The sequence below is a fragment of the Rhizobium sp. S163 genome (genome assembly GCF_030380805.1).
Lineage (GTDB): Bacteria > Pseudomonadota > Alphaproteobacteria > Rhizobiales > Rhizobiaceae > Rhizobium.
Genome location: NZ_JAUDSA010000018.1, coordinates 695,893 through 710,021, shown reverse-complemented (window position 1 = coordinate 710,021; position 14,129 = coordinate 695,893). Strand labels below are relative to the sequence as shown.

Below are 14,129 nucleotides of genomic sequence, written 5' to 3'. Positions count from 1 at the left end.
ATAACCCTGACGAAAAGTTTATGGGCCAGTTCGGCTTTTAGTGAACGCGGGTTTACCATTCGCTGGCGAGCGCGGTGGCAGCATGATCGGCAGGTGGCGGATGCCGCCCGTCCATTTTCGGCCATTGTAGAGAGTTCGTCCGATGATGAAATCCGTTTTGCTCGCCGCAGCCCTGCTCGGCGTCTTTTCCACGGCCGCCCTTGGCGACGACCGTTACGTCTCCCGTCCACCTGTCGTGCTAAGCCCTGATCTCGCGGCACCGTGGATCATGCAGCTCAGCGGCGGCAATGTTCGCCCCGTCGTTTATCAGCGCCCCGTCATCGTGCAGCAGCAGCGCGGTCTGTTTGCTCCGCGCGCCGTTCGTCGCGCGCCGGCAGCACAGCAGGTCTCGGCGATCAATCCTGGCGTTCCGGTGATCCGTGGCCAGATCGAGCCGCAGTTCCTGCCGCAGATGGTCGACTACCAGACCAAGGAAGCGCCAGGCACCATCGTCATCGATACCAACAACCGCTTCCTCTACCTCGTCATGGCGAACGGCAAGGCGCGGCGCTATGGCGTCGGCGTCGGCAAGCCGGGCTTCGAGTGGGCCGGCGTGCACAAGGTGACCCGCAAGTCCGAGTGGCCGGACTGGACACCGCCGTCGGAAATGGTCAGCCGCGAGGCGGCGAAGGGCCATTATCTACCGGCACGCATGGATGGCGGACCGGAAAATCCGCTCGGCGCGCGCGCCATGTATCTCGGCTCCACGCTCTATCGCATCCACGGCACCAATGCCCCATGGACGATCGGAAGCGCCGTTTCCTCGGGCTGCATTCGCCTGCGCAACGAGGACGTCGTCGACCTCTACGAGCGTGTCAAAGTGGGCACGCGGGTCATCGTCATCTGAATTTTCTTATGGCGGCAAGGACACACCTTGCCGCCTACCCCCGCATTTTCAGGGTTTCCAGCTTGAAATCCCGGTCGATTCCGTTAGCTTTGCCGGCGATCGTGCCTTGAGAGGGAAATCGAAATGAAGAAAGTGTCTCTGCTCGTGGCGGCCGTTGCCGTCGCGATGTCGGGTATGGTGGCCGTTGCCAGCGCCGAGCCCGTGATGACGGCGACGGATGCCGTTCGTGGCGTCAAGCACAGCCAGCAGATCAAGCCGCAATACAAGAAGCGTGTCGTCCGCCTCATCACCAATGAAGCGCCGGGCACCGTGATCGTCGATACGGTCAATAAGTATCTCTACCTCGTCGAAGGCCGCAACAAGGCCACGCGCTACGGCATCGGTGTCGGCCGCGAAGGCTTCGGCTGGTCGGGCGTGGTGAAGATCGGCCGCAAGGCTGAATGGCCGACCTGGACGCCGCCGGCTGAAATGCGCGTCCGCGAGGCCCGCGCTGGCCACAACCTGCCGGCCGTACAGCCGGGTGGCCCCGACAATCCGCTCGGCGCCCGCGCCATGTATCTCTACCAGGGCGGCCGCGATACGATCTTCCGCATCCACGGCACCAACCAGCCCTGGACGATCGGCCTCAACCTGTCTTCTGGCTGCATCCGCATGGTTAATGACGACGTCGCCGATCTCTACGACCGCGTTCCCGTCGGCACCAAGGTCATCGTCGTCGGCCCCGGCAACAAGCAGGGCAATGTCGCCTTCGACGACCGCGGCATCGACGTTCTGAGAACGATCTTCGGCGGCTGACGCCTCATGTCATGAAAAGAAGGGCGGCTGGATTTCCGGCCGCCTATTTCGATCCGCAGCTGACCTTGCCGTTGAAGGCCTGCGGCGCCGCACCGCCCTCGATCGCGAGTTCGTAGGTGCCGGCAAAGGCCTTGGCATTGTTGCGCTGTTCGGCCGAGACGATCAGATTGGCCGTCTGGCCACCCGCTGCTTTACCACCATCATAGAGAACCTCGAGCCTGAGTTCGCCGGCATGCGACCAGTGGTTCGTCAGGCTGTCTGAATCGAGATCGATCCTGCCCAGCGGCTGCGGCGCGGTTTCGTTCTTCAGAATGAGCGCACCGCGGAAGTGATTGAGGACGTGCCCGTTCTCCGCCTTGAAGCCGCTTTCGACGGTGAAACGCACATTCTTGTCGTCGGCGGAACAGAAGAAACGGCTGTCGGCGTGTGCGACTTCGGTGGCGCCAAGAAGAGCGGCGAACGCCAGGATGAAACGATGCATGCTTGAGCTCCAAATGCCGCCGGACGATCCGGCCGCGTCAGGCTAGCCCGAAACCCTTAAATTTTTCTGGCCGCTAATTTTGTTGGCCGTCAATTTGGCTGGCCTTCAACTTCTCCGGCATGTCGCCGCCATAGGCCCAATCGAGCAGCTCGACGGTGTGCAATATGGGAATTCCAGTGGCGGACGCGATCTGGGTGATGCAGCCGATATTGCCAGTGGCGATGATATCGGGCTTTGTCGCCTCGATGTTCTTCACCTTGCGAGCCTTCAGCGCGTCGGAAATATCCGGCTGCATGATGTTGTAGGTGCCGGCCGAGCCGCAACAGAGGTGGCCTTCGGCCGGATCGCGCACCGTAAAGCCAGCAGCTTTCAACAGCTGCTTCGGCGCCAGCGTGATCTTCTGGCCGTGCTGCATCGAGCAGGCGGAGTGATAGGCGACCGTCAGCCCCCTCGGCATATGCGAGGGGAAATCGAGCGTCGCCAGGTACTCGGTCACATCGCGGGCGAGCGCCGATACGCGGGCGGCCTTTTCGGCGTAGGCTGGATCGAGCCGCAGCATGTGGCCGTAATCCTTGATCGTCGTGCCGCAGCCGGACGCGGTGATGATGATGGCATCGAGCCCGCCGTCTTCGATTTCGCGGGTCCAGACATCGACATTGGCGCGGGCGCTTTCCAATGCCTGCTCCTCGCGGCCCATGTGATGGACCAGCGAACCGCAGCAGACCTCTCCCTTGGGCACGACCACCTCGACGCCGAGACGGGTGAGAAGCCGGATGGTCGCCGCGTTGATGGCGGGGTCGAGCACCTGCTGGGCACAGCCGGTGAGGATCGCCACGCGGCCTCGCTGCTCGCCTTTTTCGGCTGGGTGTATTGCCGGCGTCGCCAGATGAGAGGGTGCGGGCAGGCTGCGCGGGGCAAGCGCCAGCATGGCGGCGAAGGGTTTCAGCGCCTGATGGCGACGAAACAGGCTTTCGAGCGGCCTGCCGATACGGGCCAGCCGCAGCGCTAGGCGGAAACGGCCGGGATAGGGCAGGACGACGGCGAGGATGCCGCGCGTCAGCCGGTTCATGAAGGGGCGCTTGTAGGTCTTTTCGATATTGGCGCGGGCGTGATCGACGAGGTGCATGTAATCGACGCCGGAGGGACAGGTCGTCACGCAGGCGAGGCAGGAAAGACAGCGGTCGATATGGGTGACCACCTCCGTGTCGGCCGGCCGGTCGTTTTCCAGCATGTCCTTGATCAGATAGATGCGGCCGCGCGGGCTGTCGAGTTCGTTGCCGAGCGTGACATAGGTGGGACAGGTGGCGGTGCAGAAGCCGCAATGGACGCATTTGCGCAGGATTTGCTCGGAGGCCGCGACATGGGGATCGGCAAGCTGGGCGGGGGTGAAGTTAGTTTGCATGTCAGGCTAACGGTCCCAGGTTGTCGTGCGCATCGCGGGGCGAAACAGACCCCTCCCCAACCCCTCCCCACAAGGGGGAGGGGCTAACCCTGGGTATCTTCAGTGCCAAATCATCACCCTTGCGATCGTTGAACGGCTGCAATGTGTCGCCGTGTCCGCGCCCAGCAAGCCCCTCCCCCTTGTGGGGAGGGGTTGGGGAGGGGTTTTTCCCGAGTGCATCTGGAGACCGCACCATCACCATCCCCCCATCTTCCCCGGACTGAAAATCCCCGCCGGATCGAACTTCTCCTTCACCCGCGCCGACAGCAGCGCCACCGCATCGACCGGCGGCTCGAAGGCCGATGTCGCCGCGCGCATCGAAGCCGGCGCGCGCATCAGCGTGGCATGGCCGCCGCCGAGTGCCGCCATGAAACGTCGCAGCAGGTCGGCTTCGGCGTCCGCTTCCATCCGCATCCAGACGAGACCGCCCTGCCAGTCGTAGAAGGCGTCGACGCCGGTCTCCAGCCTGAGTGCCGCGACCAGCTGGTGGCCGATCGACGGCGCCACCGAGACGCGCCAGACGGGCCGCGGGCCACCATCGGCGTAGGGTTTCACGTCGCGGATCTCGCGCCAGAGAGTGGCGCTGTCATCCTCACCGAGGCGCGCGACGGGGCCGAAGGCGGCCATCGCAGATGCCAGCTTTTCGGCTCTCGTCGCGACGGAGGCCGGCAGGCCCTCGATGCGCAGCACGGTCGCCTCGCCCTCGGGCAGGCGATTGCCAAGGAAGGTCCAGGCGACGGTCATGGGAAGATGTGCAGCGCCCGAGACCTCGACCGGCAGCGCCATCGCTGCGGCCATGGCGTTGGCGGCTTCGGCGTCGTTGAGGCAGGAGATCACGATCGTCGCTTCCGACTTCGGCCTCGGCGGCACGCGGAAGGTGACTTCGGTGATGAGGCCGAGCGTGCCGTGCGAGCCGGCCATCAGCTTGACAAGATCGAGGCCGGTGACGTTCTTCATCACCCGCCCGCCGGCCTTGATCGCCTCGCCGCGCCCATTGACGAAGCGGACGCCGAGCAGGCTGTCGCGCGCGGCACCCGATATCAGGCGGCGCGGGCCGGAAACGTTGGCCGCGAAGACGCCGCCGATGGTCGGCTCGCCCGATGTGCCCATGAGCGGGCGGTGATCCATCGGTTCGAAGGCCATGGTCTGGCCGCTCTCGGCCAATGCCGCCTCGATTTCGGCAAGCGGTGTGCCGGCGCGGGCGGTGAGCACCATCTCGCCCGGATTATAGGCGACGATGCCCGTCAGCGCGGTCGAGCGCAGGCGGTGTTCGGCTGTGACAGCATTGCCGAAGCCGGAGCGGGTGTTGCCGCCTGCGACGCTCAGAGGCGTGCCGGCCTGCGCATGGGCGTGGATGATCTCGGCGGCTTCCTCCTCGGTGGTTGGGCATAGCTCGATCATGCGGGTTGGCGCCCCTCGAGCGGGAAGACCTTGGAGGGATTGAGCAGCCAGCCGGGATCGAAGGCGGCGCGGACAGCCATCTGCTGGGCGAGATCGGCCTCGGAATATTGATGACGCATCAGATCGCGCTTCTCGATGCCGACGCCGTGTTCGCCGGTGAGACAGCCGCCGGCATCGACGCAGAGCTTCAGGATCTCCATGCCGGCCGTTTCGGCGCGGGCGGCGTCATCTGGATCATTGGCGTTGAAGAGGATCAGCGGGTGCATGTTGCCATCACCGGCGTGGAAGACATTGGCGACGCGCAGGCCGTGGCACTCGATGATCTCGGAGGTCTTCTTCAGCACGTAGGAGAGCTGGCTGAGCGGCACGGTGCCATCCATGCAGATATAATCGGCGATGCGGCCGGTGGCGCCGAAGGCGGATTTGCGGCCTTTCCAGATCAAGGCTGCTTCCGTGGCCGACTGGCATTCGCGCACGGTACTGACGCCATGGCGGCGGGCGATGTCGACGATATCCTTCAGCACGTCGTCCATCTCGGCTTCCGAGCCTTCGACTTCGACGATCAGAAGCGCGCCGACATCGAGCGGATAGCCGGCCTTGGCGAAGGCCTCGCAGATCTCGATCGCCGGCTTGTCCATGAACTCGATGGCGACGGGGATGATACCGGATGCGATGATATCGGCGACGCAGGAGCCCGCCTCCTCCGAGGTCGGGAAACCGAAGAGCACCGGGCGCGCGCCTTCCGGCTTGGCGATCAGGCGCACCGTTGCTTCCGTCACGATGCCGAGCTGGCCCTCGTGGCCGCAGACGAGGCCGAGGAGATCATAGCCGCCGGCATCCAGCCCCTTGCCGCCGAGATCGATGACCGTGCCATCGACCAGCACCATTTTCACGCCGAGCAGGTTGTTGGTGGTGACGCCGTATTTCAGGCAGTGGGCGCCGCCCGAGTTCATGCCGATATTGCCGCCGATGGTGCAGGCAAGCTGCGAGCTCGGATCGGGCGCATAGAAGAAGCCCTCAGCGGAGACAGCTTCGGAAATGTTGAGATTGGTGACGCCGGCCTCGACCACTGCGGCGCGATTGAATAGGTCGATCTCGATGATGCGGTTCATCTTCGAGACGCAGACGACAACCGCATCCTCCTGCGGAATGGCGCCGCCCGACAGCGACGTACCGGCGCCGCGCGGGACGACAGGGATGCCGTAGCGATGGCAATACTTCATCACCGCCGCGACTTCGGCCGTGCTGCGCGGAAGTGCTACGGCGAGCGGCATGCGGCGATAGGAGACGAAGGCGTCGGTCTCGAAGGGCATGAGTTCGCGCGGCTCGGAAACCAGACATTCCGGCGGCAGGAGATCGGCGAGATCGGCAACGATCTGCCGGCGGCGCGCCATGACATCGGCGCGCGGGGCGAGAAACGAAATGGCGTCGGACATGCCTTTCCTCCCTTCGCCATATCAGGCGAAACCGGCCGTATCCTCCATACTGCCAAGGCTTCGGGCTTAACACTTTCCCCAATCTGGCGCAAATGCTAAGCACTTATGACAAAATAAGAAATTATCGGGGCGACATGACCAATCTGGGAGATCTCGAAATCTTCGCCAAGGTGGCGGCGACGGGCAGCATGTCGATTGCCGGGCGGGCGCTCGGCTTCTCGCCTGCGGTGGTTTCCAAGCGCATCAAGCGGTTGGAAGACCGGCTTGGAACGCGGCTCCTGCAGCGCACGACACGGCAAATCTCGCTCACCGAAGCCGGCCAGGGTTTCTACGACCGGGTGCTCGGCATTCTGGCCGGGCTCGAGGAAGCGGAGTTCTACATTTCCGGGCGCTCGGCGCAGATGCACGGGACGCTGAAGGTGTCGGCGCCGACCTCGTTCGGGCGCATGCATATCGCGCCGCATCTGAAGCGCTTCATGGACGCGCATCCCAATCTCGCCATCAATCTGGTGCTCTCCGACGAGTTCAGCGACATCGTCGGCGGCGGGTTCGATCTGGCGATCCGCATCGCGGAGCTCACCGATTCCAGCCTCGTCGCCCGCCGCCTCGCCCCGGTGCGCCGTGTGCTCTGCGCCTCGCCGGATTATCTCAGGGCGAACGGCACGCCGGATAGCATCGACGATCTCAAGCGGCATCGCTGCCTGCCGGCGCATAATAACGATGTCTGGCGGCTCGAGGGGCCTGAGGGAGCGCTGTCTATCCGGCCGGAGGGGATGCTTGTCACCAATTCCAGCGAGGTGATCCGCGAGGCCGTGATTGCCGGTCTCGGTATCGCGCTGCGCTCGACCTGGGATATCGGCGCGGAGCTGAAATCCGGCCAGCTGGTGCAGGTGCTGCCGGCCTATGAGGGGTCGCGCAACGTGACGCTATCGGCCGTCTACCCAAGCCGCCAGTTCCTGCCGGCCAAGGTGCGGCTGTTCATCGATTATCTCGCGGAGCTTTATGGGCCGGTGCCCTACTGGGAGCGGTGACGGTCAGTTAGCCAGCCGCTCAATGACGTGATCGAGCAGGGCGCGCAGCCGGGCCATGCGCTTCATGTCGCGGTGGTAGCCGACCCACGTATCGCGCCCCGGCGGCGGTTCGCCGAGATCGACCCGCTCGATCGCAGCCAGGCTGTCGCCAAGCGGACGCGGCAGGACGGCGAGGCCGGCGCCGTTGGCGCAGAGCGTTGCCTGCACATCGCGATTGTTGCTGCGAAGCGCGATCGACGCCTTCGGCAGCAGGCGCTGGAGCCAAACGACATCGGGCATGCCGCCGAAAGCCTCGTCCATGGTGACCAAGCGCGCCCCCCCCCCGTCTCCGACAACCGGATGCGGAAGGCCACGCTTGATATAGAGGCCATATTCGATGCGCAGCAGCCTGCGGGAGATCACTTCCGGCTCCGTGAAGGGCGCGATGCGGAAGACGAGGTCGGCCTCGCGCCGGGAGAGGCTGAGCAGGCGACTGTCGGTCAGGAGTTCGACGACAACCTTGGGATAGGCGAGCGAAAACTCGGCGATGACGGGCGCCAGCAGATGGGTGCCGAACCAATCGGAAGACGAGAGGCGCAGGAAGCCGGTGAGGTCGCTGGCGGTGCCGGCCAGTTCGCGCTGCAGGGCCAGCGCCTCCTCCTCGATCCGCTCGGCATGGGCAAAGACCGCCACGCCTTCGTCGGTCAGCACGAAACCATCGGCCGTGCGCTGGAAGAGCGTCTGGCCGAGCGCTGCCTCAAGGGCGCGCAGACGCCGGCCCATGGTCGGTTGCGTCAGCCCAAGGCTGCGTGCCGCCGCACCCAAGGTGCCAAGCCGGGCAATAGCCAGAAACAGCCTGAGATCGCTCCACTCCATGTTCACCCAAACATTTCTGCATGATCTTCATGCTTTATCTATGATTTCCATTCGATCTTCAACGGCGCATCCTCCTTTCACAAACACGAAAGGAGTGTTCCATGTCTTCGAAATCCCCGATGAAAGCGCTTGTCGTCGACGCACCACAGGGCGCGTTTCGCCAGACCGAGATTGCTCGGCCTGAGGCCGCCAAAGGCCAAGTGCTGGTGCGCGTCCAGGCCAGCGGCGTCAATCCGCTCGACACCAAGATCCGCGCCGGCAACGCCGCCCATGCCCGCCATCCCCTGCCCGCCATACTCGGCATCGACATGGCGGGAATCGTCGAGGCAGTCGGCCCTGATGTGACCGGCTTCCGGCGCGGCGACGCCGTCTACGGCATGACCGGCGGTGTCGGCGGCATTCAGGGGTCGCTGGCCGAGTTCGCGGCTGTCGACGCCGATCTCATCGCGCTCAAGCCGAGCAATCTGTCGATGCGGGAAGCTGCCGCGCTGCCGCTCGCTGCGATCACCGCATGGGAAGGGCTTGTGGACCGGGCGAAGGTCGCAAGCGGGCAGCGTGTCCTCGTCATCGGCGGTGCCGGCGGGGTCGGGCATATCGCGGTGCAGATCGCCAAGGCTGTCGGCGCCGATGTCTACGCGATCGATGGCGCGGCGAAGGCCGACTATCTCCGCAGCCTCGGCGCCACGCCGATCGACCGCGCCACCGGCACGATCGAGGATCACGTCGCGGCCTATACCGGAGGGCGAGGCTTCGATGTCGTCTACGACACGGTCGGTGGTGCCGGGCTCGACATGGCGTTCAAGGCGGTCGGCCGGTTCGGCCATGTCGTCAGTGCGCTCGGGTGGGGCACGCATGCGCTGGCGCCGCTTTCGTTCAAGGCGGCGAGTTATTCCGGCGTGTTCACGCTGCTGCCGTTGCTGACAGGCGAAGCCGCGCGCATCACGGCGAGATCCTGCGCGAGGTGACGCGACTCGCCGAAGTGGGCAAGCTTTTGCCCCGCATGGACAGCCGGCGGTTTTCGCTTGCCGATGTCGCCGAGGCGCACAGGTTGATCGAAAGCCGCGAGGCTGATGGAAAGCTGGTGGTCGAGATCGATTAAGGCTCCTTTACGGCGCTCAACATTCCCATGGACGTTGAGCGCCGCCGGTGTTTGAGTGCATGCGTCCACCGAACAATGCTCCGGGTTCCGCAATGACCGCTTCGCCTGCCTTTCTTGATCTCAATTCTCATATGCCTGCCGGCGGCACGCCTCGCATGGTGATCTTCGGCGCGGCTCACGGCAGCACCTATCGCGGCAAGGACAGCAGCGGCTACGCCACCGCGGCCAATGCCATCCGCGCCGCGAGCCAGGAAGACGCACCACTTGTCGAGCATTGGGATTTTGATCTCGGTGGGCCGCTTTTTGACGGCAAGCCGGCATGCTGCTTTGATGCCGGCGATCTGCCGACAGAGATGCATGACAACGCGCGGAACCGGGCGCTGATCGAGGCAAAGACACGGGAAATACTGGCGATGTCAGCCGTGCCGATCCTGCTCGGCGGCGACGATTCCGTCCCTATTCCCTTCCTCGCCGGCTTTTCGGATCACGGGCCGATCTGGATTGTCCAGATCGATGCACATATCGACTGGCGCGATGAGCTCCATGGCGAGCGTCACGGCTATTCCAACCCGATGCGCCGGGCGAGCGAGATGGGACATATCGCCGGGATGGTGCAGGTGGGCATGCGCGGCGTCGGAAGCGCTCGCCGCACGGAAATCGAAGCGGCTGAGGCCTATGGCAGCCGCTTCGTCACCGCTCGAGAGGTTCACTCCCTCGGGGTCGACGCCGCCCGCCGGCATGTTCCCGAAGGCGCGCGGGTCGTGATCACACTGGACTGCGATGGCCTCGACCCCAGCATCATGCCCGGCGTGGCTGCCCGATCGCCCGGTGGCCTGACATACACACAGGTCATCGATCTGCTTGCCGGCGTAGGCAGACGAGGCCGGATCGTCGGCTTCGACGTCGTCGAACTCTATCCGCCTGCCGATATCGACGGTATTTCCGCGCTAACGGCAGCGCGTCTGGTCACCAACGTCATCGGGACGATCGCCCGCCAAATCTGACGGGCATTCGCGCCTACCGCGCCAGATCGAGATAAGCGCTTGCCACCATCGCGTCGATATCCGCAGGCACCGGCACGATGCAGGCTTCGGGGCCGACGCCGCGCTTGGCGACGCGCTCCAGGCAGCGGACCTGCAGGGTGAAGCCGAGGTCCATGGATTCCACGGAATTACCCAGCGGCCGCGGGCCGGCGAGGTTGGCCATGTGGCCGCCGCCCAGGATGTGGATGGCGCGGCCGTCCTTCATATGCAGGGTCTCGATGCCATCGGCCGGATAGCGGTCGGTCGCGACGACATCCTCGTGGGCGCGGAAGGCGGCGACGTCGATCTCGTTCGGGAAATGGCCGCCATTCAGGAGGATGGCACCGTTCTTGATCAACGGCAGGTCCTTCAAGGTGACGATATCGGGATGGCCGGTGACGGTGACGAGCACGTCGGCGGAGCGGATGGCGTCATCGCGCAGCGGTGTGACGAAACCATCCAGATGCGCTTCGAGCGTGGTCACCGGATCGATATCGACGACGCTGACCTGCGAGAAGGCATTGCGGAAGCAGGCGGCCGTGCCCTTGCCGCAAGCGCCATAACCGAAGACGGTGACGCGCTTGCCGTTGGTGGAGCGATTGGTGAAACGCATGTAGCTCTCGAACAGGCTCTGGCCGACGGCATGCTTGTTTTCGGCGAACTGCTTGATCGGGCTGTCGTTGATGACGAGGATCGGCATGTTCAGCTTGTCGCGCAGCGGCAGCAGGCGGGTGCGGCCGGAGGTGGTCTCCTCGGTGCCACCAAGGAGATTGGCGTAGGGGCTTTCGGCGGCGATGGCGAAGAGATCGCCGCCGTTGTCGAGCAACAGATCCGGCTTTTCGGCCACCACGGCAACAAGGCTCTGATAATGCGCGGCGGGATCGGTGGTCTGGGTGGCGAAGACGGTGATGCCCTGGCTGCGCAGATACTCCACCGTTGCGGGCTGGGTGCTGTTCAGGTTGCCGGTGCAGACCAGACGCGCGCCGCCGGCGTTGAGCGTCATCAGAAGCGCCACCGTTTTCGGTTCGAGATGGATGCCGGTGCCGATCGTCAGGCCCTCGAAGGGGCGAGAGTCACGGAACTCCGCCGCCGTTGCCTGCAGCAGCCGGCAGCTGCCTCCGATCCAATCGATGCGCGTTGCTTCCGATCCCATGAACCATCCTCCTGTTTTCGACGCATTGATAAGCCGAATGGCGGGTGGCGACCAAGAATATTTTTCGCCGAGAGCGACGCAAACACGACGACTCATTGCGCCGGATCACCTGTCCGAGCAGGCTTCGCGGGGCCAAATCGCCCCTTCAGGATGTTAGCCGGGCAATCTTTTCTGTGGAGAACCGACGCAGAATTGCCAATGTTTGAGGCTATCGCCGGGCAGCTTCACGTCGTCGTTGATTATGACGAAAGTCGATATCATATTAAATGGCACTCGACGTGACGGAAATAGAGCATTCGATGGCGGTTTTTTGAAACCGAAACCAAAACGAAAGGCTCTATTGATAGATATAAAGCCTGAACCGAAAGCAAAACACACGCATGGATCGCGCAAGCTTTCCATGAGACACTAATATACGCACCCAACCGATAAAGGTGACCCGACCGTTGAGCCTACTTGCCCGCCTTGCCTCCGATGTCCAGCTGATGTTCCGGCGCCCTCCGCGCCAGCAATATGCTGCGCTCTGCTACCGGACGAAGGGCAAGACCGGCGCGCTCGAGGTGCTGCTTCTGACCAGCCGCGATACCGGCCGCTGGGTGATCCCCAAGGGATGGCCGATGGACGGCAAGACCTCCTACGAGGTGGCCGCTCGCGAGGCCTACGAGGAAGCGGGCGTGCGCGGAACGGTCGAGAGCCAGACGATTGGCTGCTACCACTATCCCAAGGTGCTGAAGAACGGGCTGAAGGTGACCTGCAAGGTTCAGGTCTACGTGCTCGAGGTCTCGACGATCGCCAAGAATTTCAAGGAGAAGGGCGAGCGGCGTTACGAGTGGGTCTCCTGCGAAGAGGCTGCCAAGCGCGTCAACGAGCCGGAACTGCGCGATCTCTTCCTGCTCTTCAAGCGCCGCATGACCGGGCAACTCGAACCACTGACGCTGCAGCAGATTCCGGCTGAATGATTCCTGCCATCTTGCGCGGCTAGAATTAGCGGCGCAAAAGCGGGCCTCAATCATAAGGAACAGCATGGCCGACCGCCCCACCGTCCTCACCAAACGAACGCTCGACAAGGATCTCGACAAGCTCACGCAGGTCGAGGACGCGTCGAAATACGTCTCGCGCAAGCTGGTGGCGCCGGGGATCGGCTTCGTCTTTCTCGGCCTCGCCATGCTGTTTGCGGCGATCTACGTCTTCGGCCGTCCCGACGCCGGGCTGGTGATCGCGGCCGCGGCGCTTGCCGCCTACATGGCCATGAATATCGGCGCGAACGACGTTACCAACAACGTCGGCGCTGCCGTCGGTGCGCGCGCCATGACCATGGGCCAGGCGCTTGTCATCGCGGCGATCTTCGAGATCCTCGGCGCGACGATATCGGGTGGCGCGGTGGTGAAGACGATCTCGTCCAGCATCGTCGATGCCTCGCAGATCCCGCCCGCCACGCTCTCCTGGATCATGATGGCGGCGCTGATGGCGGCGGCACTCTGGATCAACCTCGCGACATGGCTGAACGCGCCCGTTTCGACCACGCACTCGATCGTCGGCGCGGTGATCGGCGCGGGCGTGGGCGCGCTCGGGCCGGGGCCGGTCAACTGGCGGGTTCTGGCCGAGATCACCTCCAGCTGGATGACCTCACCGCTGATCGCCGGCGTGATTGCTGCCGGCATGCTCTATCTCGTCAAGACGCTGATCATCTACCGCGAGGACAAGATCACCTCGGCCAAGCGCTGGGTGCCGGTGCTGATTGCTATCATGGTGGGCGGCTTCACAGCCTACATGATCCTGCAGCTTGAGCGAATGAACGCGTTCTCGACGTCGACGATCATCCTGATCGGCATCGCCGCGGGTGTCATCGGCTGGCTGGTGGCGCGGCCGCTGGTCAATATGCGGGCGCAGGGGCTGGAGAACCGCAACAGCTCACTGCGGGTGCTGTTCCAGATGCCGCTGATCGGCGCGGCGGCACTGCTCTCCTTCGCGCACGGCGCCAACGACGTGTCCAACGCCGTCGGCCCGCTTTCAGCAATCGTTCGTGTTTCCTTCGGACAGCCTCTCATCCGCGGCTCAGAACCGCCGCTCTGGGTGATGCTGATCGGGGCGCTCGGCATTTCCGTCGGTCTGCTGCTCTTCGGGCCGCGCCTGATCCGCCTCGTCGGTGAGCAGATCACCAAGCTCAACCCGATGCGCGCCTATTGCGTGGCGATGGCGACGGCCTTCACCGTCATCGTCGCCTCCTGGCTCGGGCTGCCGGTCAGTACGACGCATATCGCTGTCGGTGCGGTGTTCGGCGTCGGCTTCTTCCGCGAATGGTACACCCGCAACTCCAAGCACCGGATCGAATACATGCGCCGCAAGGCCGAGGTCTGGATGCTGGAGGAGCCCGACGATCCCAACACCCACGAGGTGCGCCGGCGCCGACTGGTGCGGCGCTCGCACTTCATGACGATCATCGCCGCCTGGGTCATCACCGTGCCGGCATCCGCTTTGCTTGCGGCCGCGCTCTATTGGGCTATGGTCGCGCTCTTCGTTTAGCCAGGA

At 64.2% G+C, this 14,129-nt stretch carries 12 protein-coding genes and 1 pseudogene; 7 read left to right on the top strand and 6 right to left on the bottom strand.

Annotated elements, in window-relative coordinates; genetic code table 11:
- Positions 1-142 precede the first annotated feature (142 nt).
- Together QTL96_RS19040 and QTL96_RS19035 are read left to right on the top strand one after the other, a co-directional pair.
- Positions 143-886: a L,D-transpeptidase gene (locus tag QTL96_RS19040; RefSeq protein ID WP_289728744.1), complete on the top strand. Its 744-nt coding sequence runs from the start codon at positions 143-145 to the stop codon at positions 884-886.
- A 123-nt stretch (positions 887-1,009) separates the two neighbouring features.
- Complete coding sequence (locus tag QTL96_RS19035; RefSeq protein WP_018898549.1) at positions 1,010-1,681, top strand: L,D-transpeptidase; 672 nt, start codon at positions 1,010-1,012, stop codon at positions 1,679-1,681.
- A gap of 43 nt (positions 1,682-1,724) precedes the next feature.
- Here the strand turns inward: QTL96_RS19035 and QTL96_RS19030 are convergent, their stop codons facing one another.
- The 4 genes from QTL96_RS19030 to QTL96_RS19015 all read right to left on the bottom strand — a co-directional run bounded on the left by QTL96_RS19030 (position 1,725) and on the right by QTL96_RS19015 (position 6,440).
- Positions 1,725-2,162: a hypothetical protein gene (locus QTL96_RS19030; protein WP_289728743.1), complete on the bottom strand. Its 438-nt coding sequence runs from the start codon at positions 2,160-2,162 to the stop codon at positions 1,725-1,727.
- A gap of 73 nt (positions 2,163-2,235) precedes the next feature.
- Complete coding sequence (glcF, locus tag QTL96_RS19025; RefSeq protein WP_289728742.1) at positions 2,236-3,564, bottom strand: glycolate oxidase subunit GlcF; 1,329 nt, start codon at positions 3,562-3,564, stop codon at positions 2,236-2,238.
- A gap of 234 nt (positions 3,565-3,798) precedes the next feature.
- On the bottom strand, positions 3,799-5,004 hold the full coding sequence (locus QTL96_RS19020; RefSeq protein ID WP_289728741.1) for an FAD-binding protein: 1,206 nt from the start codon (positions 5,002-5,004) through the stop codon (positions 3,799-3,801).
- On the bottom strand, positions 5,001-6,440 hold the full coding sequence (locus QTL96_RS19015) for an FAD-linked oxidase C-terminal domain-containing protein (RefSeq protein ID WP_289728740.1): 1,440 nt from the start codon (positions 6,438-6,440) through the stop codon (positions 5,001-5,003). Before QTL96_RS19015 ends, QTL96_RS19020 begins: the two co-directional genes overlap by 4 nt.
- Before the next feature lie 134 nt (positions 6,441-6,574).
- Between QTL96_RS19015 and QTL96_RS19010 the strand changes: the two genes are divergently transcribed.
- Positions 6,575-7,471 (top strand): LysR family transcriptional regulator, encoded by an 897-nt coding sequence (locus QTL96_RS19010; RefSeq protein WP_289728739.1) that lies wholly within the window; start codon positions 6,575-6,577, stop codon positions 7,469-7,471.
- A 3-nt stretch (positions 7,472-7,474) separates the two neighbouring features.
- On the opposite strand, the gene QTL96_RS19005 is transcribed toward QTL96_RS19010, so the two are convergent.
- Positions 7,475-8,326, bottom strand: coding sequence for a LysR family transcriptional regulator (locus QTL96_RS19005; protein WP_289729146.1), 852 nt, complete (start codon positions 8,324-8,326; stop codon positions 7,475-7,477).
- A gap of 101 nt (positions 8,327-8,427) precedes the next feature.
- On the opposite strand from QTL96_RS19005, the pseudogene QTL96_RS19000 reads away from it, so the two are divergent.
- Both QTL96_RS19000 and QTL96_RS18995 read left to right on the top strand, forming a co-directional pair.
- Positions 8,428-9,425: pseudogene (locus tag QTL96_RS19000) on the top strand (zinc-dependent alcohol dehydrogenase family protein).
- A 92-nt stretch (positions 9,426-9,517) separates the two neighbouring features.
- Positions 9,518-10,429, top strand: a complete 912-nt coding sequence (locus QTL96_RS18995) for an agmatinase (RefSeq protein WP_289728738.1) — start codon at positions 9,518-9,520, stop codon at positions 10,427-10,429.
- Between the two features lie 13 nt (positions 10,430-10,442).
- On the opposite strand, the gene QTL96_RS18990 is transcribed toward QTL96_RS18995, so the two are convergent.
- On the bottom strand, positions 10,443-11,600 hold the full coding sequence (locus QTL96_RS18990; protein WP_289728737.1) for an adenosylhomocysteinase: 1,158 nt from the start codon (positions 11,598-11,600) through the stop codon (positions 10,443-10,445).
- Between the two features lie 446 nt (positions 11,601-12,046).
- Between QTL96_RS18990 and QTL96_RS18985 the strand changes: the two genes are divergently transcribed.
- Both QTL96_RS18985 and QTL96_RS18980 read left to right on the top strand, forming a co-directional pair.
- Entirely contained in the window at positions 12,047-12,559 is a 513-nt protein-coding gene (locus QTL96_RS18985; protein WP_289728736.1) for an NUDIX hydrolase, read from the top strand.
- Positions 12,560-12,623: 64 nt separating this feature from the next.
- Positions 12,624-14,123: an inorganic phosphate transporter gene (locus QTL96_RS18980; protein WP_289728735.1), complete on the top strand. Its 1,500-nt coding sequence runs from the start codon at positions 12,624-12,626 to the stop codon at positions 14,121-14,123.
- Positions 14,124-14,129 lie beyond the last annotated feature (6 nt).

What these genes read in the sequence shown, in the direction of transcription:
- QTL96_RS19020 (WP_289728741.1), bottom strand. Translation starts at nt 5,004, where the DNA reads ATGATCGAGCTATGCCCAACCACCGAGGAGGAAGCCGCCGAGATCATC.
- QTL96_RS19040 (WP_289728744.1), top strand. Translation starts at nt 143, where the DNA reads ATGATGAAATCCGTTTTGCTCGCCGCAGCCCTGCTCGGCGTCTTTTCC.
- QTL96_RS18990 (WP_289728737.1), bottom strand. Translation starts at nt 11,600, where the DNA reads ATGGGATCGGAAGCAACGCGCATCGATTGGATCGGAGGCAGCTGCCGG.
- QTL96_RS19035 (WP_018898549.1), top strand. Translation starts at nt 1,010, where the DNA reads ATGAAGAAAGTGTCTCTGCTCGTGGCGGCCGTTGCCGTCGCGATGTCG.
- QTL96_RS19010 (WP_289728739.1), top strand. Translation starts at nt 6,575, where the DNA reads ATGACCAATCTGGGAGATCTCGAAATCTTCGCCAAGGTGGCGGCGACG.
- QTL96_RS19030 (WP_289728743.1), bottom strand. Translation starts at nt 2,162, where the DNA reads ATGCATCGTTTCATCCTGGCGTTCGCCGCTCTTCTTGGCGCCACCGAA.
- glcF (WP_289728742.1), bottom strand. Translation starts at nt 3,564, where the DNA reads ATGCAAACTAACTTCACCCCCGCCCAGCTTGCCGATCCCCATGTCGCG.
- QTL96_RS19015 (WP_289728740.1), bottom strand. Translation starts at nt 6,440, where the DNA reads ATGTCCGACGCCATTTCGTTTCTCGCCCCGCGCGCCGATGTCATGGCG.
- QTL96_RS18980 (WP_289728735.1), top strand. Translation starts at nt 12,624, where the DNA reads ATGGCCGACCGCCCCACCGTCCTCACCAAACGAACGCTCGACAAGGAT.
- QTL96_RS18995 (WP_289728738.1), top strand. Translation starts at nt 9,518, where the DNA reads ATGACCGCTTCGCCTGCCTTTCTTGATCTCAATTCTCATATGCCTGCC.
- QTL96_RS19005 (WP_289729146.1), bottom strand. Translation starts at nt 8,326, where the DNA reads ATGGAGTGGAGCGATCTCAGGCTGTTTCTGGCTATTGCCCGGCTTGGC.